20 protein-coding genes are annotated in these 23,373 nt (G+C 33.9%); 9 read left to right on the top strand and 11 right to left on the bottom strand.

Features of this window, described 5'->3' with window-relative positions; all coding sequences use genetic code 11:
• Positions 1–8 precede the first annotated feature (8 nt).
• Positions 9–1,538 carry an ATP-binding protein gene (locus Q0L29_RS07750; RefSeq protein ID WP_296620540.1) on the bottom strand — a complete coding sequence of 510 codons (1,530 nt, stop codon included), beginning with the start codon at positions 1,536–1,538 and terminating at the stop codon, positions 9–11.
• 172 nt (positions 1,539–1,710) lie between these two features.
• A complete protein-coding gene (locus Q0L29_RS07745) occupies positions 1,711–2,553 on the bottom strand; it encodes a DMT family transporter (RefSeq protein WP_296620537.1) in 843 nt (280 codons plus the stop codon).
• Positions 2,554–2,653: 100 nt separating this feature from the next.
• Between Q0L29_RS07745 and Q0L29_RS07740 the strand changes: the two genes are divergently transcribed.
• Positions 2,654–2,935 carry a GNAT family N-acetyltransferase gene (locus tag Q0L29_RS07740; protein ID WP_296620535.1) on the top strand — a complete coding sequence of 94 codons (282 nt, stop codon included), beginning with the start codon at positions 2,654–2,656 and terminating at the stop codon, positions 2,933–2,935.
• A 54-nt stretch (positions 2,936–2,989) separates the two neighbouring features.
• On the opposite strand, the gene topA is transcribed toward Q0L29_RS07740, so the two are convergent.
• The gene (gene topA / locus Q0L29_RS07735; protein ID WP_296620534.1) at positions 2,990–5,350 is read right to left on the bottom strand and encodes a type I DNA topoisomerase; all 2,361 of its coding nucleotides are present in this window, start codon (positions 5,348–5,350) and stop codon (positions 2,990–2,992) included.
• Positions 5,351–5,486: 136 nt separating this feature from the next.
• On the opposite strand from topA, the gene Q0L29_RS07730 reads away from it, so the two are divergent.
• The 3 genes from Q0L29_RS07730 to Q0L29_RS07720 all read left to right on the top strand — a co-directional run bounded on the left by Q0L29_RS07730 (position 5,487) and on the right by Q0L29_RS07720 (position 7,417).
• Entirely contained in the window at positions 5,487–5,984 is a 498-nt protein-coding gene (locus Q0L29_RS07730; protein WP_296620532.1) for a histidine phosphatase family protein, read from the top strand.
• A gap of 6 nt (positions 5,985–5,990) precedes the next feature.
• Entirely contained in the window at positions 5,991–7,064 is a 1,074-nt protein-coding gene (locus Q0L29_RS07725; RefSeq protein WP_296620531.1) for an agmatinase family protein, read from the top strand.
• A gap of 95 nt (positions 7,065–7,159) precedes the next feature.
• On the top strand, positions 7,160–7,417 hold the full coding sequence (locus Q0L29_RS07720; protein WP_296620529.1) for a hypothetical protein: 258 nt from the start codon (positions 7,160–7,162) through the stop codon (positions 7,415–7,417).
• A gap of 72 nt (positions 7,418–7,489) precedes the next feature.
• Here Q0L29_RS07720 and Q0L29_RS07715 read toward each other — a convergent pair whose 3' ends face one another.
• Complete coding sequence (locus tag Q0L29_RS07715; RefSeq protein WP_367275762.1) at positions 7,490–9,349, bottom strand: tetratricopeptide repeat protein; 1,860 nt, start codon at positions 9,347–9,349, stop codon at positions 7,490–7,492.
• 303 nt (positions 9,350–9,652) lie between these two features.
• On the opposite strand from Q0L29_RS07715, the gene Q0L29_RS07710 reads away from it, so the two are divergent.
• From Q0L29_RS07710 to Q0L29_RS07700, 3 genes are read left to right on the top strand one after another with little or no spacing between them, the layout of a single operon-like run.
• Entirely contained in the window at positions 9,653–10,195 is a 543-nt protein-coding gene (locus Q0L29_RS07710; RefSeq protein WP_296620525.1) for a hypothetical protein, read from the top strand.
• Positions 10,196–10,219: 24 nt separating this feature from the next.
• Positions 10,220–10,987: a hypothetical protein gene (locus tag Q0L29_RS07705; RefSeq protein ID WP_296620524.1), complete on the top strand. Its 768-nt coding sequence runs from the start codon at positions 10,220–10,222 to the stop codon at positions 10,985–10,987.
• Positions 10,980–11,690: a hypothetical protein gene (locus tag Q0L29_RS07700; RefSeq protein WP_296620522.1), complete on the top strand. Its 711-nt coding sequence runs from the start codon at positions 10,980–10,982 to the stop codon at positions 11,688–11,690. The genes Q0L29_RS07705 and Q0L29_RS07700 overlap by 8 nt, the downstream gene beginning before the upstream one ends.
• 63 nt (positions 11,691–11,753) lie before the next feature.
• On the opposite strand, the gene Q0L29_RS07695 is transcribed toward Q0L29_RS07700, so the two are convergent.
• The 3 genes from Q0L29_RS07695 to proC are packed head-to-tail and all read right to left on the bottom strand — an operon-like array spanning position 11,754 to position 14,623.
• Positions 11,754–12,953 (bottom strand): glutamate-5-semialdehyde dehydrogenase, encoded by a 1,200-nt coding sequence (locus Q0L29_RS07695; protein ID WP_296620520.1) that lies wholly within the window; start codon positions 12,951–12,953, stop codon positions 11,754–11,756.
• Positions 12,954–13,007: 54 nt separating this feature from the next.
• Positions 13,008–13,805 (bottom strand): glutamate 5-kinase, encoded by a 798-nt coding sequence (gene proB / locus Q0L29_RS07690; protein ID WP_296620518.1) that lies wholly within the window; start codon positions 13,803–13,805, stop codon positions 13,008–13,010.
• An 11-nt stretch (positions 13,806–13,816) separates the two neighbouring features.
• Positions 13,817–14,623, bottom strand: a complete 807-nt coding sequence (gene proC, locus Q0L29_RS07685; protein WP_296620517.1) for a pyrroline-5-carboxylate reductase — start codon at positions 14,621–14,623, stop codon at positions 13,817–13,819.
• 386 nt (positions 14,624–15,009) lie between these two features.
• Here proC and Q0L29_RS07680 point away from each other — a divergent pair, with 386 nt between their 5' ends.
• The gene (locus Q0L29_RS07680) at positions 15,010–17,040 is read left to right on the top strand and encodes a copper-translocating P-type ATPase (RefSeq protein ID WP_296620515.1); all 2,031 of its coding nucleotides are present in this window, start codon (positions 15,010–15,012) and stop codon (positions 17,038–17,040) included.
• A gap of 349 nt (positions 17,041–17,389) precedes the next feature.
• On the opposite strand, the gene Q0L29_RS07675 is transcribed toward Q0L29_RS07680, so the two are convergent.
• Positions 17,390–17,815, bottom strand: a complete 426-nt coding sequence (locus Q0L29_RS07675) for a hypothetical protein (protein WP_296620513.1) — start codon at positions 17,813–17,815, stop codon at positions 17,390–17,392.
• 379 nt (positions 17,816–18,194) lie between these two features.
• Between Q0L29_RS07675 and Q0L29_RS07670 the strand changes: the two genes are divergently transcribed.
• Positions 18,195–20,147 (top strand): tetratricopeptide repeat protein, encoded by a 1,953-nt coding sequence (locus Q0L29_RS07670; RefSeq protein ID WP_296620512.1) that lies wholly within the window; start codon positions 18,195–18,197, stop codon positions 20,145–20,147.
• Here Q0L29_RS07670 and Q0L29_RS07665 read toward each other — a convergent pair.
• Genes Q0L29_RS07665 through Q0L29_RS07655 form a run of 3 tightly spaced genes read right to left on the bottom strand, consistent with a single transcriptional unit; the run spans position 20,144 to position 23,367 of the window.
• Complete coding sequence (locus Q0L29_RS07665) at positions 20,144–21,373, bottom strand: alanine dehydrogenase (protein ID WP_296620509.1); 1,230 nt, start codon at positions 21,371–21,373, stop codon at positions 20,144–20,146. The genes Q0L29_RS07670 and Q0L29_RS07665 overlap by 4 nt on opposite strands.
• A complete protein-coding gene (gene tsaE / locus Q0L29_RS07660) occupies positions 21,366–21,815 on the bottom strand; it encodes a tRNA (adenosine(37)-N6)-threonylcarbamoyltransferase complex ATPase subunit type 1 TsaE (protein ID WP_296620507.1) in 450 nt (149 codons plus the stop codon). Before tsaE ends, Q0L29_RS07665 begins: the two co-directional genes overlap by 8 nt.
• Positions 21,805–23,367 (bottom strand): bifunctional response regulator/alkaline phosphatase family protein, encoded by a 1,563-nt coding sequence (locus tag Q0L29_RS07655; protein ID WP_296620505.1) that lies wholly within the window; start codon positions 23,365–23,367, stop codon positions 21,805–21,807. The genes tsaE and Q0L29_RS07655 overlap by 11 nt, the downstream gene beginning before the upstream one ends.
• Positions 23,368–23,373: the final 6 nt, after the last annotated feature.

Here is a 23,373-nt window from a genome sequence, read left to right as displayed (position 1 = left end):
GAAATCCTTTATTTATTTGTCTTTTTTATTTTGTATCTATTCGGAACATTAATGATAAACTTAGTCCCCTCTCCTTCTTTTGATTGAACGTCTATCGTTGCATTTAATTTCTTAATTACATTTTTAACAATATACATCCCAAGTCCGCTTCCTTCACTATTCTCAGAAGCTCGATAAAACATATCAAATATCTTTTCTAATTTATCCTTAGGGATACCTTCACCATTATCTTCGATAATAATTTTTGCTTCTTCAGCTGAAGTTTCAATATCAATATTTATATAAGAAAATTCAACTCCTATATATGTTCTATACTTAATAGAATTTGATATTAAATTATTTAGAATAATACGGATTTTAGTTAAATCAGAATAAAATGGATACCATTGAATTATTTTAGTTCTAATTTCAAGGTTTTTGGTAGTATAAACATGATGGAAATTGGTGATACTATTATTTACTTCAATCAAAAAATTAATGGGTACTGCATCAGGCTCTTCCAGTCTATTATCTCTTGACATCGCCAATAAATCCACAACAAATTTATCAAGCCTATTAATACTGCCAATAATCATTTCAATAATTTTCCGAATTTCTGCTGGACGCGTTTCCGTTTTTATTATTTCTATTAAACCCATTAAAGAGCGCAATGGAGAACGAATATCGTGGGAAGCATGATAAACGAAGTTATCTAATTCAAAATTTAATCTTTGAAGCTCTACCAAGTTTTCCTTAAACTCACTGATGTCTCTGAAGATTATGTCATAATATATGGTATCGTCAGTTTCTATTTCTAAAGCTGAAATGGAAACCCAGGTTTCAGATTCATCCCATCTTTCAAATTTAGTTTCAAATTCTTCTATTGATTCCTTATCGGTCAGCTGCTCTAAAAACCTTTTAATATCTTCATCCTCTTTAAAAGGATCCGTCATTTTCATATGACATTGCTTTTCAGTTAGGGCTAAAATATTTAACCCTTTTTGATTAATTTCTATTATCTCTAAATCTGATTTTCGAACTCTCATGATACCTATCAGAGAGTTTTGGAAAAAGTGTTTATACTTTTCCTCACTAGATTTTATGAATTCTTCACTATTTTTTTTCTCTGTAATATCTCTATGAGATCCTGAAACCCTTATAGGTCTATTATTTTCATCAAAAGTTAGTTTAGCAGTAGATTGCACCCAGATATAATGCCCTGCTTTATGCTTTAACCTAAATTGAATGTTATATTCTTCTTGTTTCCCTTCAATAAATTCTTTTAAAGCATTTGTAGCATCTTCCTTATCTTGTGGATGCAACAAATTTTCCCACAAGCCGAAATGCTCTTGGATTTCTTCTTGTTTATACCCCAGCATGGTAATCCATGGGGGCGAAATAAAAACCTCTTCGGTAATTAGGTTTCTATCCCATAAACCTTCATTAGCACCTGCAGCTGCATATTGATACTGCGCAAGCTTTTTCCTATACGCCTCTAATTCATTCTTCAATAAGAGGTTTTCCTTTTCCAAAGAGATATTTTCTTTATTAATATTCATTCAATATTCACTATAACATGAATTACTAATTCTAAAGATATAACAAACTTATCTGAAGCCAGTTATTAAATTTTCCATAAATTGTGAAAAACCTTGGTAAGGAACAATCAAAATCTAATCAATTCGATGATATGCCCTATTTGTTCGAGAAAAAGACCTGAAAAACCAGTAATTATACTTTCCCAATCTTACTTTTGAACCAAACATTCAATATCACTCCCGCCAAAATTAAAGCAATTCCGGAAAAGACTATCCAATTATAGGTTTCATCAAAGAAAACATATCCATATCCAAGAGCATAAACAATGGTTAAATATTTTAAGCTAGCCACTTTTGATAAATCTTCTGCCTGATAAGACATGGTCATGAAATATTGGGCAAATTGAGTTAATACTCCAATTGCTAATAAAATCAACCACTCCTCCCCAATAGGCATAGTCCAATTGAAGGCTGAATAAAGCCCAGTAAGTGGAGTAGTGACTAAAGGAAAATAAAAAACGATAACCATAGGGTGTTCCGTTTTATTGATTTTCCGTATTATATTGTAGGCCAAACCTGCCATTATGGAAGAGCCGATACCGATGGCAAACATTTGTAAAGAAATCCTTGGATCAAATCCTTGTATAATAATTAAACCGGCAAAAGCCATTATATAAAAAATCCATTGTTTAGGGTGTACTTTTTCTTTCACTATAAAAACACCTAAAATGGAAGTGAAAATTGGAGAAAGGAATTGCATGGTTACAGCACTACCCAAAGGTATATTTTGCAACGTATAGAAATACATGGTTAAAGCAACTGCACCTACTGCACCTCTGGCAATCAATAGCTTTTTATTATTCCCCATTACAGGAACTCCTATGGATTTAAGATAGACAAAACTCATCAGAAAGGAAATGAGAGATCTGAAAAACACAATTTCAATCGCAGGAATATTTGGCAACATTTTTACGAAAACGTTCATTGTTGCAAACAGAAATCCTGCAATGATCATGTAAAGAATACCTTTGTTCATTCTGACTAGTGTGTTTTAAAATTGCAAAGCTAAGGCTAAACTTGAAATCACCTTGTCTTTAGCCATATAATCATTAGTTTGCAAGCTAAATACAGCTAAGATGAAAATAGAATTAAAAGAAAAACAACAGACCGGAAAGCTTTTTGTTGGAGAGGAAAATAATCCTAAAGCAGAAATGCAATTCACTAGAGAAAGTGAACATATCTTAAATGTAAAGCATACTGAAGTATTAGAGGAATTGAAAGGTCAAAGCGTTGGTAGAAAATTATTAGATTATTTAGCTAAAAAAGCCAGAAATGAAAACTTTAAGATAAAAGCCGACTGTTCATATGTTCAGCATGTTTTCAATAAGTATGATGATTATAAAGATGTTCAACTTTAAGAATCAGTACTGAATAAAAAAGCCCTTCAAATATTTTAAAGGGCTTTTTTGATGCTATTTTTTCTTCTTAGTTGCTTTCTTCTTTGGGGCAGCTTTTCTTCCTCCTTTTTTATCGGGAGTTTTTTCAGCTAACTCAACACATTCCTGATAAGTTAAATCAACAGGCTCTTTATCTTTAGGGATTTTTACATTCTTTTTACCAAACTTAATGTACGGACCCCATCTACCATTTAAAACCTGAACTTCAGGATCTTCATCGAAACTTTTGATAAATTTTTCTCTATCAGCCTTTCGTTTTTCTTCTATTAACTCAATGGCTCTATCTGCTGTGATGTCCAAAGGATCCTCCCCTTTCGGGATGCTAACAAACTTACCATCATGACGAACATAAGGACCAAAACGCCCAATAGCCGCCACCATTTTTTGACCTTCATAATCGCCTAATTCACGAGGCAATTTGAACAATTCCATAGCATCTTCAAGTGTGATGTTTTCTATAAATTGCCCCTTTCTTAAACTAGCAAATTTTGGTTTCTCTGCCTCCTCATCTTCAGTATCTGGTGTTTCTCCTAATTGTACTAAAGGACCGTATTTTCCTAATCGAACAATTACCTTCTTACCTGTTTTAGGATCAACTCCTAATTCACGACCAGTATTAACATCTTTCCTTTCAATGCTTTCAGCATCGTCAACTTTTTGATGGAACTCACCATAAAACTTCTTGATCATGTTATTCCAGATCTTTTCACCTTTGGCAATTTCATCAAATTCCTGCTCTACTTTAGCAGTGAAGTTATAATCTGTAACATTTGGAAAATGCTCTACCAAGAAATCATTTACCACCATGGCCAAATTACTTGGATATAATTTATTTTTCTCCGCTCCGGTTATTTCAGTTTTTTCTGAACGATTTATTTTTCCGTTCTCCAACACCATCTCAACATATTTCCGATCTTTTCCATCACGAAATTCTTTGTTGACATAGCCTCTTTTCTGAACAGTAGAAATAGTTGGCGCGTAGGTAGAAGGTCGTCCAATTCCCAACTCTTCTAATTTCTTTACTAAAGTTGCTTCATTATAGCGAGCAGGCGGTCTGGTGAAGCCTTCTCTAGATTGCATTCTTTTCAAGTCCAAAGTTTGTCCTACTTGCAATGGAGGTAACATGCCTTTCGTTACATTGCCTTCTCCTTCTTCATCCTCATCTGTAGATTCAATATAAACTTTTAAAAACCCTTCAAATTTTACAACCTCACCACTTGCACTTAAAGTTTGATCAGTATTTGAAATATCAATGCTCACATTGGTCTTCTCAATTTGTGCATCAGACATTTGTGATGCAATTGCTCTCTTCCAGATTAAATCATAAAGCCTTTGTTCGTTGTAATCACTGCTTGCCTCCTTTGTAGCAAAATTTGTTGGACGAATTGCTTCGTGAGCTTCCTGTGCTCCAGCTGATTTTGTTTTGAAAGTTCTGGTATGTGCATAATCTGCACCGTATTCTGACTTAATCTCTCTAGCTGCACCATCTTTAGCTTCATCAGATAAATTCAGGGAATCCGTTCTCATATAAGAAATCTTACCTGACTCATAAAGTCTCTGGGCTAAAGTCATCGTTTGAGAAACAGAAAAACCTAATTTTCTGGAAGCTTCCTGCTGTAAAGTAGAAGTAGTAAATGGCGGAGCTGGTGTTTTTTTAGCCGGCTTTTTCTCTAGCTTTCCTATTGAAAACTCAGCATCCAGACATTTTTCCAAAAATGCCATGGCCTCTTTTTCGGTTTTGAATCTACCCGGAAGTTCGGCTTTTAATTCTTTTCCTTCCACATTAAAGAAGGCTTGTATTTTATAAAAAGATTCAGCTTTAAACTTTTCAATCTCTCGTTCTCTCTCCACTACTATTCTTACCGCCACCGATTGAACCCGACCAGCTGAAAGTCCAGTTTTGATTTTTTTCCATAGAATAGGCGAAAGTTCAAAACCCACTAATCTATCTAAAATTCTTCTGGCTTGCTGTGCATTTACTAAATCTATATCAATTCCTTTAGGGGAATTAATCGCATTTTGAATGGCTGATTTTGTAATTTCCCTAAAAACGATTCTTTTGGTTCTAGCATCATCTAAATTTAAAGCTTCTTTCAAATGCCATGAAATAGCTTCTCCCTCGCGGTCATCATCAGTCGCGAGGTAGATCATTTCAGCTAATTTTGCTTCTTTTATCAAAGCCTTAATGACCTCCTTCTTATCCTTAGAGATTTCGTAAGTAGGTTTAAACCCATTTTCAATGTCGATTGCATTGTTTCCTTTTGGCAAATCCCGAACATGGCCATAACTAGAAAGCACTTTATAATCCTTTCCTAAGTAACCTTCAATAGTTTTGGCTTTGGCGGGTGACTCCACTATCACTAAATTTTTCGACATATCTACTGGCTTATTTTAAATTGAAATTCAAATATCATTATTTTTTTTTAGAAAAAAAGAATTTAGGTTTTTACTCGTTTATTGAGATAGTTTAATGAATAATCCTAATTTTACTTACAAACAGTTAATCAATCAAATGCTTAAAGACCTTTATTTAATTCGCCATGGCGAGGCAGAAGAACCAAATGCCGGCTTAAAAGATGTGGAACGCCAATTAACAGCAAAGGGTTTGCAGGATGCCTCCAAAGTGGGCATGTATTTGAAACAAAAAGAGTTTCACCCTGACATTATGTTGCATAGCATCGCGCAAAGAACAACTGATACGATGAATAGAATAAACGAGCAACTGGGTGTTAAAGCTGATCATATTGAAGCTTCAGAAGATATTTATGAGGCATCCGCACGCATTATGTTGCGCGTGATATCGGAAATTCCGGCAGAAATGCGTTCTGCTATTATTATTTGCCATAATCCTTCTATCACCTATATTTCTGAATATATTACGGGTGCTGAAATTGGCTATGTTGAACCTGCCGGAATCGTACATATACAAATTCCTTATTCCTCTTGGTCGGAGGTATCGGAAAAAAATTGTGATTTAATAGAATATATTAGACCAGAAGAAATTCAATAATTATTTATGACTAAGAAACAGGAAATAATAAATGCCTTTGACCCAAATGGAATAGGCAAAACAGATAATATTTTTGCGTTACCTTTTGATGAAAAAACGGCAGATTTAATTTTAATTCCAGTTCCCTGGGAAGTGACCGTTTCCTATGAAGCCGGCACAGCTCAAGGACCTCAACATATTTTAGAAGCCTCCTCTCAAGTAGATTTATATCAAAAAGATATTATTGCTGCCTGGAAAATGGGTATTCAGATGCTCCCAATCAATCAAGACTTATTAACGAAAAGTAATAAGCACCGAATAATGGCGGAGGAATACATTGGCTTATTGGAATCTGGAGAAGAAAAAACGGAACAAGGTAAAAATCTTTTAAAAAAGGTTAATTCTGTTTGTGCTGAAATGGTAGAATGGGTAAAATCCGAATCTCTAAAGCAACTGGATAAACATAAGCTTTTGGGATTAGTGGGTGGTGACCATAGTACCCCTTTGGGTGCAGTTCAAGCTATAGCTACTAAACACGAATCTTTTGGAGTGCTCCAAATTGACGCACATATGGATTTCAGAAAAGCTTATGAAAACTTCGAATATTCTCATGCTTCTATCTCCTATAATATGTTGCAAACTATTCCGCAAATCGAAAAAATGGTTCAGGTAGGGATTCGAGATTTTTGTGAAGAGGAAATTAAATTTGCTGAAAAGCAAGGCGAAAGAGTAAGTGTTTTTTATGATGATGATATAAAAGTGGGCATGTTCGAAGGCGAATCCTGGACTATCATCTGTGATAGAATCATCAAAGAACTGCCAAATGAAGTGTATATCACCTTTGACATAGATGGCTTGAGACCTGAACTATGCCCGAATACCGGTACGCCAGTACCAGGCGGTATTAGCTATTCTGAAATCATTTATTTATTGACTAGGTTGGTTAAAAACGGTAAGAAAATCATTGGTTTTGATTTGAATGAAGTGGCTCCGGGCGAAAATACCGATTGGAACGGAAACGTAGGTGCCAGAATTTTATTCCGTCTATGCAATTTAATGGGCGTTTCTCAAGGGAAATTAGAGTGGGATGAGAGTTTTTAATTAGCTTTCATTTCTTTAGGGCTCTCTTGATAAATAATAAAGTATTAAAAACAGGACTTAAACGCTTTTAAGGCGCTTTATTCAAAATAAAATCATTGAATAAACTCCTGAATTTAATCATTTTAGTGAAATTTGAGGTTTTTGACATTTTTGATAGAAATAAAATCCAAATTATATTTTGCAGTTTCTTTCTTTTCTTTTTGTTTGATCAAAAAGAAACAACGCCAGAGGCATTCCTTTGGGAAAAATCAAGAAAGTTTAATGTCAGCCAGAGGCTGACCAGCCTCTGGCTGGCTTCTGCCCAAAACCCAACTCTGGCCCGCTGTTTTGTCCTCCCTCGCGCTCACCAATGAGCAAATTTTTTTGGTCTAGAGATTTAGAGGTATTAATCAAGAGTACCCTCTTTAGCCTTTTTTTTTAGAAAATTAAACCCTAAACCCAATCACCAACATATCATCGGTTTGCTCCATTTCGCCTTGCCATCTTTTCATTTCCAATTCAAGGCTTTTCTGTTGTTCTGGTAAGCTTTTATTTGATATGTTTTCAAGTAATGACTTGAACCTTTTTCTTAAATATTTTTTCTGAGTATTGATTCCAAATTGGTCGGCAAAACCATCTGAACTTAAAAAGAATGTTTGATTTTCTTCTATGTCAATCTCTTGAAAAGTAAACTTTTTATCGGGACTATTGAAATACTCCCCTACTGTGAAATTATTGCCTTTAAACTCTTTTAATTTATTATTCTCCACCAAATAAAGTGGCCTTTTAGCTCCTGAAAAAGTAACTAATTTATTTTCATAATCTATTTTACACAAAGCGACATCCATGCTGTGGCTACTAGTGGTGATTTCCTTTTGCTTAAGGATTTCCATTACCTTAACATCTAACTTGGCAAGGATTCTATGAGGTTCAGTTTCTTGCTCTTCGTTCACAATTTGATTCATAGTGGCATTCGCTATAACCGTCATAAATGCTCCTGCCACACCGTGCCCTGTACAATCTATTAAAGCTAAAATATCACATCCTGTTTGACGAGAATACCAATAAAAATCACCACTGACAATATCTTTAGGTTTATAAAAAACGAAAGAGGAGGGAATATTCTCTTTAAAATTATTTTTATTCATGATCCCTTCCTGAATACTTTTTGCATATTCAATGGAATCCGTAATATTCTGATTCCAGCTTTCGAGTTTCATTTTTTGTATCTCAATCGCCTGTTTACTTTTTAAAATCTGTTGATTTTGAAATTCCAAAAGAGCTTTTGCTTTTCTATTTTGCTTAAATTTCAGAAAGGATATAATAGCTAAAGCAAGTAATAAAACCGAAAAAGCTACAGACCCAAAAGTGTAAAGTCGACTATTTTGATATTGTAAGTTTTTAATTTCAGATTCCTTTTTCAAAAGTGCTATCTCTTTTTCTTTTTGCTCTAATTCTATGCTTTTTTCTAGCTCAGCTATTGCCCTACGAGATTTCTCATTGAATAAACTATCATTCATAATATGATATTGATTCATGTAGACATAGGAATTTTCCAAGTCTTCTAAATGAAGATAAACCTCCGCAAGGGTGCTATAAGCATCCAGTAAGATGGGCTTGGCATAAATATCGCTTGCTATATCAACAGCATCTAAAGCTGCATTTTTAGCAGCAAGATGACTACCTCTGGCATTATGAAGCCTGGCAATTTTCACTAATGCAGCTGAAACACCAAATTTATTATCAGATGCCTCTTCTTTCTTTAATGACTTATTGAAATAATAAAGCGCACTATCATACTCTTGTCTATTAAAATAAATCTTACCGATATTGCTGTAGGGATCAAACAATGAAGATTGCTCGGGATTTTGCTCATAAATATGTAATACTTGTCGATAATAATTTTCAGCCTCCAATTCTTGTCCTTGATCCAAATAAATATTTCCAATATTATTTAAAATTCTCAATAACTTGGGACTGTCCTTCAACTCCTCAAAAATTTGTTTTGCATCAGTGTAATAATCCAATGCTCTTTCAAAATCCTGATTGATAGAATAAATATTTCCGATATTGCTTAAAGATTTTCCAACACCTTCTTTATGATCCAAAGAATCATAGAGATTAAAGGCTAGCTTATAATTCCGAAGTGCCTTATCATAGTCACCTTTTTGTTTGTAATAGACCCCCAGATTATTATAAGCTGTAGCTTCACCTTGAAGGAAATTTATTCTTTTAGAAATTTCTAGTGCAGTATTCGCGTACTCAAAACTTTCAGCAGGCTTGCTTTTGTATTGTATTTTGAACAAGTTATTTAGCCTTCTAACTTCTGTACTATCTTTTGTATTTCCTTTTCTTTGAGAAATTGAACTAAAGCAAAAACAAAAAAGCAATAATAGTATTAAAAAAAATGAATGTTTATTAATCATATTAAATTTCTATCTTGCTAAGATGCTATAAATATTTGAAAAAGTAATATTCAAATTCTCTATATTTATCTTGAATTAATTACTATTGATAAAATATATTATTTTTATTCTGATTAGAAAGTGATTCCAACCAATCTTATCCTACATGTGTCATTAAATCGAACTTTTAAATTCCATAAAATAATGAAAACACCCATACTTAAACTATTGACTCTGAGCTTAATTTTAATAAGCTTAACATCATGCGAACTTTGGGATACAGCTCCAAATTTTGATGTTGAAGAAGTAGAAGGTTATAGACCAATCTACGCTACAGAAAGCGAAATTGCAATTAAAACTTTGTCTGCAAGAGAAATTGAGGACCCAGGTAAAATTTATGTGATTAATGATTATCTGCTTTTAGTGGATATATTAAAAGGAATTCATGTATTTGATAATGAAAACCCTGAAAATCCTCAAAACATAGGATTTATACAAATCACTGGAAGTAATGATGTAGCAGTAAGAGACAATATTTTGTATGCGGATCAAGCTACCGATTTACTGGCAATTGACATTAGCAATCCTGAAAATGTAAAACTTGCTTCTCGAGTGAAGGGTGTATTTCCATTTGGAATGCAATATCCTCAACAGCAGGGGTTTTATTTCGAGTGTCCGGATCCAGAAAAAGGTATAGTCGTAGGTTGGGAACTTACTACTCTTCAATCTCCAAAATGTTACCGTTAATTCCATTTAAAACTATCCTAAGTCATGAAAAATTTAAAATTACTTCCACTTATATTAATAACAATCTCCCTAACAGTAATGACCTCATGTTCGGGCGATTCAGAATTTGATGCCTCAGGGGAAGGCAGAGGAGGATCAATGGCCAGATTTACTTTTCTAAAAGGCTATTTGTATATAGTTGATGAAAGCACTTTAAAAACCTTTGACATCAGCAATCCTGAGAATCCAAGTTTACTTGGAACTGAAAATGTGGGAATGGGTGTAGAAACCATCTTCCCATATGAAAACTATTTATTCTTAGGTACCCAATGGGGAATGAAGATATATTCTGTAGAAAACGGGCCAGTTCCTAATTATTTATCTGATTTTGAACATTCATTTTCTTGCGATCCAGTAGTGGTGACTAATAGCATTGCTTATGTGACATTACGAAGTGGAACCACCTGCCAAACAGGTGAAGATAGAATGGAGATAGTGGATGTTTCAGACTTAAGAAATCCACAATTGCTAAATACCATTCCAATGCAGAACCCTCATGGATTATCTGTGAGTGATACTGTCTTGTTTGTTTGCGAGGGTGACTTTGGATTTAAAGTTTTTAATATCAAAGACAGAGCAAATCCAGAACTCATTTCTCATTATGATAGCATTCCAAGTTATGATGTTATTACAAATTATGGCAGAAAGGAATTAATTATAACGGGTAAAAACGGGATATTTCAGTATGATTATAATGACCCTTACAATTTAAAAGAATTAAGTCAAATCCTGAGTGCACAGGCAAATGAGTAAATTTTTATCACTTATTATTCTAACATGCATAACTTCAATTGGATTAGCACAGAATAATGCATTTGAAAATGGAGATGAAAAAACTGAATTTGAACCGATTTTTCTTACTTATATCTCATTAAGTTCTTCTTTTGAAACTTATAATTCATTGGATATTGGCTTAATGAAAGATATTGGCCCAAAAAGTGCAATTGGCGCAGAATTTGGATATATCTATAATTTAGAAGGGCTAACTCAACGAATTGAAGAAAATTGGTATAAGGATGTTTATGGTGTTAAAGCTTATTTTTATTATCGCTTTTTCTTAAACATTGATAATAATTACCCTGCTAATTCTAAAACATTTATAGATATAGAACCCCAGTTTTATTGGACTAGTTTCAATGCTGAAAGAATTGGTGGTTATAGCTGTAATGATGAATTTGGAGATTGCGAATATTATAAATTTTTTGATTCCGGAGTTGATAGAATTGTTCCTGGACTTAATATTAAAATGGGGAAGATATATGATTATGATCCCTTCTACATCACCCTTTTTGCCGGTTTAGGATATAGACATATTTATGAGTTTTCTGAAATGTACAATAATAATGTGCTGCCTGATAAAACTTTTAACAAAGGTGGTGAGATCAGTGAATTACAAACTGGCGGTATCTTGAAATTACGATTAGGATTGCAGCTAGCTTATAATATTTGGAGATAAAACTATTTTAACAAAAAAAAGCTTGCCAGTTGGCAAGCTTTTTTAATTATACTAAGCGTACTATTATTTTCTTACCTGTCCATTTCCCAGAACATAGTATTTATTCGTAACTAATTGCTTCAAGCCTAATGGACCTCTGTGGTGTAATTTATCCGTACTAATTGCTAACTCAGCACCCACTCCCATTGCACCACCATCAGTGAAGCGAGTTGAGGCATTGTGATAAACAGCTGCACTGTCTATTTGCTCCATGAATTTCACCGCATCATCTTGAGTTTCAGTGAGGATAATATTTGAATGACCACCAGAATATTTATTGATAAATTCGATAGCGTTATCCAGACCACTCACTGAAGTAATAGCAGCTTTCATAGATAAGAACTCTTCGTACCAAATATCTTCACTGTCAATCTTATCATTGGTCTCTAAATGATCGATTACTTGATCACTAGCTACAACTTGAACCCCATTTTCACTAAGTGCCTTTTCAATAGTCTTAAGCGTTTCCTCAAATTTAGGATGGTCTTTATCTACTAATATCTTGTCCAATGCATTACAGGCAGAAATTTTGTCAGTTTTAGCATTGATAATTACAGGAATAACTTTTTCCATATCAGCATCAGGAGCCACATACGCGAAATTATTGCCTCTACCACTTACTAAAACTGCACATTTTGCATGCTGTTTCACGAAATCAATTAATCTTTCACCTCCTCTTGGCACAATCAAATCTAATGGCTGGTCAGGATTTCTTAAGAATTCCTGCGTAGTTGGTCTATCCATTTTCAGATACTGAATCCAGTTATCTTCCAATCCATTTTCTTTTAATGATTGATGCCAACATTTTACCAACTCCTCATTACTATTATGGGCTTCTTTACCACCCTTCAATAATATTTTGTTATTAGCTTTAAATGCTAAAACAGCAGCCTCAATGGTAACATCAGGACGAGACTCATAAATGATCATAATGGTACCGAATGGTGCTGCTTTATTGGTAATGTGCAGTCCATTTTCTAAGGTATCTTCACTTATTACAGTTCCAACAGGATCATTTTGATCTTTCACTTCTCGTACCGCTCTGATCATATCATCAACCTTAGCTGAATCAACTATTAAACGATCATAAAGCGCCTGATCATCTCTGTCAAACGCATCTAAATCTTTTTTATTTGCAGCAATGATAGCATCCCGATTTTTATCAAGATTATCAATCATCGATTGTAAAACTGCATTTTTAAGTTCTGTATTTAAAAGCTTCATAAAAGCGTATAAATTTTAGTTCAAAATAAATTTTCGAGAGGGTGAAATACTAAATTAATCTTCTTCCTCTTTGTAGATTCTAGTACCAACATCTTCTCCATGAACAATGTCAATAATAACATTCTCACGTTTACCGTTAGCGATATAAGTAACGATATCCTTTGATGCGGCACCCTTGGCTACATTGATCTTGGATTCCATTCCTCCACGACCTTCTCCTTCTTTTTTATCGGATTCCTGAATAAATTGTTCCACTTCTTGCTCCGTTGTTACGCTACTAATAACATTTGAATCATCATGATCAGGATGCCCGTCAAAAATTCCATCCGTATCTGTCAACAAGATTAGAGTGTCAGCATTAATCAATTCAGCCACTAAACTTGCCAATTCATCATTATCAGAAAACATGGACATAGAAAGCGAAACTGCATCATCTTCATTTGCAATTGGAATAATTCCTTGATTTAATAAACCTTCATAACAGTTTATCATATTATCCCGATGCCTACCGAAGTCGAAATCTCTTTTGGTTGCCAAGACTTGTGCACATCTCATTCCATAATCGTGGAAAATACTATAATAATGACGCATCATTCTTGGTTGCCCAACAGCAGAATAAACTTGTCTACGTTGAGCGGCATTATCTATATTATCAATTTTATTATCGTCCAGCACTTCTTTTCCTGCAATTACAGATCCTGAAGAAATGATGACAGTCATCACATCCTCTTCATAAAGACGTGCTACTTGATCTACAATCCTCTTCAAAATAGGAACCACAATGCGATTATCCTTATTGGTCATCACATTAGTTCCAATTTTCACTACTACTCTTTTGCTATGTGTTTTCACAATTCTATAGTTTAAGATTCTTTTCCTAGTTCAACCGCTCTATTAAATGCTGCATAGGCTGCATCTTCTATCAATTGCTTTATATTATTATCTTCCATTGAATCTAAAGCAGCACGCGTTGTTCCTCCTTTAGAAGCTACCCTCTTCATCCATCCTTCTGGACTTAAATCAGATTTATTAAATAATTCCACAGCACCTTCGAAAGTAGTTCCTACTAATACTTTCGAATCATGGGCGGAAAAACCCATTTTCCTGGCTGCCTCCATCATAGAATGCATAAAATAGAAAACATAAGCAGGACCACTACCTGATATACCTGTTGAGGCGTCTATGTCATTTTCTGTATCTAACCTTACTGAACGACCAGTAGTGTCTAAAAGATTTTCAACAGTTGATAATTCTAATCTTGAAACTTCATTTGAGGCAGTGAAAGAAGTCAAGCCTTTGCCAACTTGAGCAGGAAGATTTGGCATTGCTCTTACCACTTTTGTGATTCCCAAACCATCTTGCATGCTTTGGATAGTTACACCCGCCATAATAGATATCACGATTTGATCAGGTGACATCATAGGCTTAAGCTCTGCAAATAATTCATCCGAATGAAATGGTTTTACTGCAATAAAAATAATATCTGCTTTTGGGAGACAATCTGCTAAATTAGTAAAAACATCAAAACGACTAATTTTCTTTAACTCCTCTGTTTTTTCAGGACTGGTATCTGAAATCATTAAATTATGATTTGACAAAAATTCAGATTTTACTAAGGCTTTAGCATAAGCTAATCCCATGTTTCCAGCTCCTATAACAAGTACTTTCATAAGTAAATTTTTATTTATTTAATATAAAGAATTAATTCTAAATGTACTGCAGTCTATGCAAGCATTGTGCATCTAAACCTTCATTTCATGAAATATTAGTAATATTTCAAATTAATTTTACACTTAATAAGTTAATAATCAGGTGTTTACACCTATAACATGATGGAATTCAAATTAATTTCAATAGAAACTCAGCATGATAAATTCTTACGCCATATAGTCGGAAACCTGCAATAATGACAGGCTAATTTGCAATTATTCATAAATTAACGTAATTGAAATGATATGTCATCCAATAAAACATATGCTTTGAAACATTATTAAATTAATTCCATTTATAGTATAGGTTACTTTTATATAATCTTTTAATTAACACTTTTTTATCAATGTCTTCAACACATCAACATTCGCAAGAAAACCACAATCATGACGAACACGAAGGACATGAGCATGAACATGACCATCACGAACATCATGCTCAGATGATTAAAGATTTCAAAAAGCGGTTCTGGATTTCTATCATTATCACAATTCCTATCATGGTCTTAGCACCTATGATTCAGGAATTATTGGGGTATGAATTACGCTTCCAGTATGACCGCTACGTTCAATTTGCTTTATCCACTATAGTCTTCTTCTATTGCGGGTTTCCTTTTCTAAAAGGGCTAAAAGATGAAATTTCAGATCGCAAACCTGGCATGATGACTTTAATTGCACTGGCCATCAGTGTGGCATATTTTTACAGTTCAGCAGTCGTTTTCGGCCTTGAAGGCAAAATCTTTTTCTGGGAGTTAGCCAGCTTAATTGCCATTATGCTTCTGGGACATTGGATCGAAATGAAATCAATAATGGGCGCCTCAGGCGCTGTGGAGGAACTAGCTAAATTACTTCCTTCTACCGCTTTAAAATTAGATGAAAATGGAGATACCCATGAAGTGAAAATATTTGAATTGGAAGCAGGAGATTTGGTGCTGGTTAAACCTGGCGAGAAAATCCCTGCTGATGGAATAATTGAAAAAGGCAAAAGTGATATCAATGAATCCATGATTACGGGCGAATCCAAGCCTGTGAGTAAAAAGGAAGGCGATGAAGTAATTGGAGGTTCTGTAAATGGCTCTTCCTCCATTCAATTCAAAATTAAAGAAGATAGTGAAGGCTCTTATTTGAATAAGGTAGTGGATATGGTGAAATCCGCTCAAGAGACTAAATCCAAAACTCAAAACCTGGCTAATAAAGCGGCTGCTTGGCTATTTTATATTGCCCTTTTTTCTGGTTTCACCACATTAGGTGTTTGGCTGTGGCAAGGAAAAGAATTTGACTATGCGCTGGAAAGAATGGTGACGGTTATGATCATTGCTTGTCCGCATGCTCTAGGTTTAGCTATGCCCTTGGTAGTGGCAATTTCAACCTCTGTTTCTGCTCAAAATGGCTTATTAATTAGAAATAGAACTGCTTTTGAAAATGCTCGCAAAATCACTACCATTATTTTTGATAAAACAGGAACGCTCACTAAAGGAAATTTCGTAGTAAATCAGATTAAGAGTACTTCAAAGGAATATAAAGATGATGATATTCTTAAAATAGCGGCATCGCTGGAAAAAGAATCTGAACACCCGATTGCAACAGGGATTTTGCAAAAGCATGAAGATCAGGGATTAGATTTTGCGGAAATTTCTGATTTCGAAAATCTGACAGGAGAAGGAATTCAAGCAAAAGTTAAAGGGGATTTAATCAAGATTGTAAGCCCTGGTTACTTAGAAGAAAATAACATTGAATTACCGAATGATACTAAAAATGAAAAAGCAGAAACAATAGTTTATATTCTCAAAGATAAAGATTTGATAGGGTATATTTCTCTTGCTGACGAAATTAGAGACGAATCTTATGAGGCGGTTAAAATATTAAAAGAAAACGGCCTGAAAGTGATTATGGCTACCGGTGACAATGAAGAAGTTGCTAAATCAGTTAGTAAAGAATTAGGCTTAGATGATTATTATGCTGAAGTGCTCCCGGAAGACAAGCAAAAAATCATTGATGATTTACAAAATAAAGGTGAGGTAGTGGCGATGACAGGCGATGGAGTAAATGACGCACCTGCCTTAGCCAAAGCAGATGTAGGGATTGCAATTGGATCAGGAACCGATGTAGCAGCAGAAACCGCTGATATTATTTTGGTTAATAGCAATCCAATGGACATCGTGCATCTTTTAGAATTTGGGAAGTCAACCTATCAAAAAATGATGCAAAATCTATTTTGGGCAGCAGGTTACAATATTGTGGCTATTCCTATGGCAGCCGGTGCTTTGGCTTTTGCAGGAATTATTCTGAGCCCAGCGGTTGGTGCTGGATTAATGAGTTTAAGTACAATTATAGTGGCTTTAAATGCCCAGTTGCTTAAAAGAAAAATGAAGAATTAAAAAAAACTTCTTCCTTCTAAATTTTATTTAGCCCCATTGTAAAACTCAGGTTATAATTTAAAATCGAATCCCTTATTCCTTTAACACCTCTCTCCCTTGAAGGTTTTTTCACCTTCAAGTTTCTGTGTGATTTACAATGTAGAAATATGGGTGAGTTCCCAAGTGGGGGGGACACATAAGAAAGTCCAGGGGTTCACAGGCTTGTATGAACACGAATTTTAAAGCCTTATCCAACTGCATCATTCTACCTACAAGGAAGAGGACTTGCTCAGGTGGAATCATCTCTACTGTTCATCTGCTCCGAGAAGTTACTTCTCATAAATTATAAACAAAATCGAAATGATTCACTCTATTTTGCATAAATTGGTATAGAAATGTAACCTGTGGGATTTTCAGGTGGAGAATCTACCATATTTTCATTTGAGCTAGCTTTAATACTTCCACCAGTGAAATTATTTTTAAATTTAAGTGTAGCTACTGAAACCGTATAATTAATCTTCACCTCCGTTTCAATATTTACTATTTCAATTTCCCCTGATTCAACTGACCAGTTTACCACCTTATTGATGTTATCTCCTTGCTGTCTTTTTTCGATTTTAAAAATATAATCATTAGAGCTTCCTGGTTCTACAATTTCTGGCCCATTAAGACAGATACCACTGTAATTTGGCCCCAAACTACAGTCTAAGGCCCCTTCAGTTTGAACATCCTCTTCCTTACAAGACATTATGACAAACAAAATAATAATGCTGGAAATTTTGAGTAAATTCTTCATTCTATGAATATTTAAGGTTTAAATACTATTTTCATATAGAATGAAGCCAAATCAAAAAAGATACAGTTTTGCTTAAACTTCTCATCAAGAACAAAAGAAGTGTGAGAAGAAAGAATATAATTACATCTATAATTCCAGTTTGATTTCTTTGGGCTATTTTTTATTAAACAACTCAAAAACAAGGCAGATTAAAACTGTTAATCTTTGATTTATTATAAAATGAATCCATAAATTGCATGATAATTATCCAAAAAACAGACTTAAAGTGCATAAAGCATTACTTATACTTCTTGTTTTCTTTAACTGCTTCCATTGTCACCCTCAATCAATTACCGAATTGAAAGAAGATTTAAGTAGCGCTAAATCTGATTCACAACGGATGAAATTATATTATGAACTAAGTTCAAAATATCAATTGAACGATAATGAAAAAGCCATTTCTTATGCTGAACAGTTATTAGGGTTGGCTATTAAAAAAAAAGACACTACTAATATTATATATGGGAAAGCCATGATTGCTTATTCCTACTATAATTTAGGTGCCCTGGACAAAGCCTTGAAAATATATTTAGAAGCTCATGAAATAGCTTTAACATCAAAAGACCCAAAATTAATAGATTACATTATTACCCATCTTGCTATTACCTACGATGAAATGAGGAATTATAGCAAAGCATTAGAATACTATCAATATAATATTCAATATGCGGAAGAAAATAACCTCCCTGAAGACAAAATGATAGGCATGTTAAATATTGCTGATATGTATATACGTATGGAGGAATATGATTCTGCTGAATACTATGCTATGAAAGCCATAGAATTCGACAAATTAAGTAATGATTATTTAAAATCGATTGCTTATATAAACTATGGCGTGGCTTTAGAAAGAAACAATAATTTTGATAAAGCCCTGATTTATCTTTTAAGAGGCTTAGAAATTCAATATTCATCTGATCCAGATTTCGCTGCCATAAGCGAGGCTTACCAAACGATTTCAAATATTTATGTCAAGAAAAAACAATTTAATAACGCACTTCAATTTGCAGATTCCTCCGTTTATAATGCGAAAAAATCAGAATCTAACTATTATTTAAGAAAAGGCTACGAGCTTAGGAGTATTATCCATAAATCATTAGAAAATAATGCAAAAGCATATGATGATTTGAAAAATTTTATTGACACAAACAATAAAATTTACAGTGAAGAAACAACTGAGAAATTCCTTGAACTGCAAGAATTATATGAAGCTAAGCAACGGGAAGCTGAAATAAATTTACTCAAACAACAAAGTGAATTAAGCAAAGAATCAATCACTCAAAAGAATATTATAATATTAGGTTCTTTAATTATCCTGATACTTTTGGCGCTCTTTTTAGTCGTTTATATCAGTAGAAACCGATTTAAGCAAAAGGCTTTAACTTTATTAAACTCTCAAAATAAAGAGATAGAAGAAAGGAATTTTCAGTTAAGCGAAATGACAGAAGAGCTCAAGAGCCAAAAAGAAGAAATAGAATCTCACAGAGATCAGCTTTCAGAGGCTTTTAGTATTTTAGAAAAAAGAAATAAAGATGTTACGGATAGTATAAATTATGCTCAAAAAATTCAAAATTCGCTGTTGCCAGATTTAGCTACTATAAAAAAATCTTTGCCAGAATCCTTTATTTTCTATCAAGCGAGAGATATTGTAAGTGGAGATTTTTACTGGTTTCATCAGAAAAAAATAAATGGCAATGAAATTAAATTTATTGCTTCCATTGACTGCACGGGTCATGGAGTGCCAGGAGCATTTATGAGTATGATTGCTGATGCTTTATTATCCCAGATTATAATTGAATTGGATTATAATCAGCCATCTGAAATTTTAAAAGAAATGGACAGAAGGCTTAGAATCATGTTAAAGCAAGATGATAGCTATAGCAATGACGGAATGGAGATTGGACTCTGCAGAATTGATGATCGAAAATTAATATTTGGTGGTGCGGGTCATCGGTTAATTTATTTTAAAAATGATGAAATACATGCTATAAGAGATAACAGGCATTCTATTGGTGAAAATTTTATTGAGCATCAAAAAATGAGGTTTGAAGACCATTATATTGAAATTGATAGTCCACTAACAGTTTATTTATTTTCAGATGGAATTCAAGACCAATTTGGAGGATCAAATGATAAAAAATATGGTGTCAAAAGGTTGAAAAACTATATTACTTCGATCCATAAAGAACCGCTCAAAAATCAGGAAAAGTATATTAAAGATATTGTAATAAACTGGAAAGGGAATAAAGAGCAAGTAGATGACATGCTTTTAATAGGATTTAGACTGACTTAAAATCTAGCCGCCATCAATAAACTCAACTCTTTATATTTTAAATCAAATTTTTTGGCAATATGCATATTCGTTAAACTTCCCTTATAGGTATATACTCCTTTCATAAACCATGAATGGGTAAATATCATTTCTTCGATTCCGCCTACATCCCCAGCTTGTAACAACATAGGTGTTAAAATATTACTAACAGCATTACTTGCTGTTCTAGATACTCTTGATGCTATATTAGGGACGCAATAGTGTATTACATCATATTTTTTAAAAGTAGGATTATCATGAGAGGTAACCTCGGAAGTTTCAACACAACCACCTTGATCAATACTGACATCAATAATTACTGCGTTTTTACGCATATTCATCACCATTTCTTCACTAACTATACATCCACTCCTACCTTTTTCAGCTCTAATAGCACAAATTAAAACATCAGCTTCGGTCAAAGAATCGCTCAACATAACAGTGTCCATTGAACTAGTATGGATTGGCTGACCTATAGCATGTTTAATTCTTCTTAGTTTATATAAATGATTATCATAAATTTCAATATTCGCCCCTAATCCTAATGCCGCACGAGCTGCATATTCACCTACAGTTCCAGCTCCTAAAATCACTACTTTAGTGGGTCTAACTCCTGTTATACCACCCAATATAATGCCTTTACCATCATTTAAATTACTCAATAACTCCGTGGCAATTTGAATTGCAGAAATACCAGCAATTTCACTCATTGCCCTGACCATGGGCATTCCGCCCACTTTATCTTCTATCAATTCAATACCAATGGCAGTAATTCTTTTTTCATTGATCAACTGAAAATATTCTTTATTCAACTGCCCAACTTGAAGTGCAGAAATCAAAAAACTACCCGGCTTGAACATTTCGATCTCTTCCTTCACAGGTGGTTCTATTTTTACAACCAACTGAGCTTCAAAAGCTTCTTTTGCAGAATAAACTATTTTGGCTCCCGCATCACTATATTCATTATCAGTGAAATTACTGCTCAGTCCCATTCCACTTTCCACTATCACTTCATGGCCATTATTGGATAATAAAGCTACTGCTCCAGGTGTAAGTGGAACTCTTTTTTCTTGTAAAGAAATTTCATTAGGGATTCCTATTTGCATGGCATTTTTACCACGTTCTACGGCCAACAACTCTTCTTGTGGATAGAGGGCACTTTTTCTTGCTAGAACGTCAAAGCCTTTTCTTGAAATCTCCTTAGCCATGCTTACTTATTTTAAAATTCCTTTTGGTTTGTTCCTTAGAAAGATTAATCTCAATTAATATAAATTGATCCGGAATAAAAGAAGGAATCATTTCAGGCCACTCAATCAAACACAACTTCCCTACGTAAAAATAATCTTCCACGCCTATCTCAAATGCTTCTTGTTCATCTTTTATTCTGTAGAAATCAAAATGAAAGATTTCACCTGCTTTGGCCGACATATATTCATTCACCAATCCAAAAGTAGGACTACTCACATGATCTTCTACCTCTAAATAATCACATAAATGACTAATAAAAGTAGTTTTTCCCCCGCCCATTTCAGCTTTAAACAACCAAATATTATTATTTTTTGCAAAATCATAAATTTTAGCTACTGTCTGAGGCAAATCATCTAAATCTACGTCCGAAAATGATATATTTTCAGAGATTTCACTTTCCATCTTTCGAAGTTAATGAAATAATGGGAATTATCATTTCTTCCATTGAAACTCCTCCATGCTGAAAGGTATCTTTAAAGTAATTTACGTAATAATTATAGTTATTAGGATAGGCAAAAAAACTTTCCCCCTTGGTGAAAACATAGGATGTACTCACATTTAAGGTTGGTAAATGAAACCTTTCAGGCTTGGGAACTTCCAAAACATCATTATTCTTTTTATAGCCTAAATTTTTTCCTTGCTTATATCTTAAATTGCTATTTACATTTCTATCACCTACAATTTTGAATGGCTTCTTTACTCTGATGGTTCCATGATCGGTAGTAATCACAACCTTAGCTTTCTTTGTAGAAACCCGCTTCAATAATTCAAGAAGAGGAGAATGTAAAAACCAGCTTTTAGTCAGTGAACGATAAGCAGATTCATCGGCCGCCAATTCTCGGATCATTTTCATATCTGTTCTTGCATGGGAAAGCATGTCCACAAAATTATAAACCAACACATTTAAATCATGGTCCATCATGGCAGAAACATGGTCTAACACTTGTTTTCCTTGATTCACATTTACAATTTTATTGTAAGTGAATTTGCCTGATATATTTTTTCTTTTCAGCTGCCTTTCAATAAATTTATCCTCGAAATTATTTTTGCCTTCGTCATCGTCTTCTGTCACCCAAAGGTCAGGATGTTTTTTAGCCATTTCATCTGGTAAAAGACCAGAAAATATTGAATTTCGAGCATAAGCAGTAGTGGTGGGTAAAATAGAATAATAATTTTCCTCTTCTTCTATATTGAAGTATTTAAGAATTTCAGGCTCTAACAACTTCCATTGATCAAACCGTAAATTATCAATCACTATAAAAAAAACAGGCTCCTCTCCCATCTTAGGAAAAACCTTTTCCTCCATTAATTTATGACTCAATAATGGCGCCTCATCTTGGTATTCATTCAGCCAATCTTCATAATTATCATCTATAAATTTTGCGAAATTGGTATTAGCCTCTACATGTTGCATAGAAAGCACTTCTGACATGCTTTGATCATCCGTTTGATCTATTTCCAAATCCCAAAATACTAGCTTCTTATACATCTCAGCCCATTCGGCATGATCCATTACATCTCCAAAAGCCATGCTGATATTACGAAAATCTTGCTGATAACTTTGGTTGGTTTTCTCGGACACCAGGCGCTGATTATCTAAAATCTTTTTGACTGAAAGTAGAATTTGATTAGGATTAAGAGGTTTAATAAGGTAATCTGCGATTTTAGATCCTATTGCTTCCTCCATAATATATTCTTCCTCACTTTTAGTAATCATCACTACAGGAAGATTTGGATTATTACTTTTAATCAGGCTCAATGTTTCCAAACCAGTCATGCCTGGCATATTTTCATCTAGGAAAACAATATCGAATTTTTGCTCTTTACATAAATCTACAGCTTCCGAACCGTTATTTACCGGAGTAATTTGATAACCTTTGTTCTCTAAAAAAATAATGTGAGGTTTTAGCAGATCTATTTCGTCATCTGCCCATAAGATTTGATAATTTTGCATAGTATA

Origin of the sequence: Marivirga sp., from assembly GCF_024636815.1 — a bacterium.
Taxonomy (GTDB): domain Bacteria; phylum Bacteroidota; class Bacteroidia; order Cytophagales; family Cyclobacteriaceae; genus Marivirga.
This window is presented reverse-complemented; position numbering and strand designations above follow the sequence as displayed.

What these genes read in the sequence shown, in the direction of transcription:
- Q0L29_RS07670 (WP_296620512.1), top strand. Translation starts at nt 18,195, where the DNA reads ATGAAATTATATTATGAACTAAGTTCAAAATATCAATTGAACGATAAT.
- Q0L29_RS07725 (WP_296620531.1), top strand. Translation starts at nt 5,991, where the DNA reads ATGACTAAGAAACAGGAAATAATAAATGCCTTTGACCCAAATGGAATA.
- Q0L29_RS07740 (WP_296620535.1), top strand. Translation starts at nt 2,654, where the DNA reads ATGAAAATAGAATTAAAAGAAAAACAACAGACCGGAAAGCTTTTTGTT.
- topA (WP_296620534.1), bottom strand. Translation starts at nt 5,350, where the DNA reads ATGTCGAAAAATTTAGTGATAGTGGAGTCACCCGCCAAAGCCAAAACT.
- Q0L29_RS07750 (WP_296620540.1), bottom strand. Translation starts at nt 1,538, where the DNA reads ATGAATATTAATAAAGAAAATATCTCTTTGGAAAAGGAAAACCTCTTA.
- Q0L29_RS07665 (WP_296620509.1), bottom strand. Translation starts at nt 21,373, where the DNA reads ATGGCTAAGGAGATTTCAAGAAAAGGCTTTGACGTTCTAGCAAGAAAA.
- Q0L29_RS07680 (WP_296620515.1), top strand. Translation starts at nt 15,010, where the DNA reads ATGTCTTCAACACATCAACATTCGCAAGAAAACCACAATCATGACGAA.
- Q0L29_RS07710 (WP_296620525.1), top strand. Translation starts at nt 9,653, where the DNA reads ATGAAAACACCCATACTTAAACTATTGACTCTGAGCTTAATTTTAATA.
- Q0L29_RS07700 (WP_296620522.1), top strand. Translation starts at nt 10,980, where the DNA reads ATGAGTAAATTTTTATCACTTATTATTCTAACATGCATAACTTCAATT.
- tsaE (WP_296620507.1), bottom strand. Translation starts at nt 21,815, where the DNA reads ATGGAAAGTGAAATCTCTGAAAATATATCATTTTCGGACGTAGATTTA.
- Q0L29_RS07675 (WP_296620513.1), bottom strand. Translation starts at nt 17,815, where the DNA reads ATGAAGAATTTACTCAAAATTTCCAGCATTATTATTTTGTTTGTCATA.
- Q0L29_RS07745 (WP_296620537.1), bottom strand. Translation starts at nt 2,553, where the DNA reads ATGAACAAAGGTATTCTTTACATGATCATTGCAGGATTTCTGTTTGCA.
- Q0L29_RS07655 (WP_296620505.1), bottom strand. Translation starts at nt 23,367, where the DNA reads ATGCAAAATTATCAAATCTTATGGGCAGATGACGAAATAGATCTGCTA.
- proC (WP_296620517.1), bottom strand. Translation starts at nt 14,623, where the DNA reads ATGAAAGTACTTGTTATAGGAGCTGGAAACATGGGATTAGCTTATGCT.
- Q0L29_RS07705 (WP_296620524.1), top strand. Translation starts at nt 10,220, where the DNA reads ATGAAAAATTTAAAATTACTTCCACTTATATTAATAACAATCTCCCTA.
- Q0L29_RS07695 (WP_296620520.1), bottom strand. Translation starts at nt 12,953, where the DNA reads ATGAAGCTTTTAAATACAGAACTTAAAAATGCAGTTTTACAATCGATG.
- Q0L29_RS07730 (WP_296620532.1), top strand. Translation starts at nt 5,487, where the DNA reads ATGCTTAAAGACCTTTATTTAATTCGCCATGGCGAGGCAGAAGAACCA.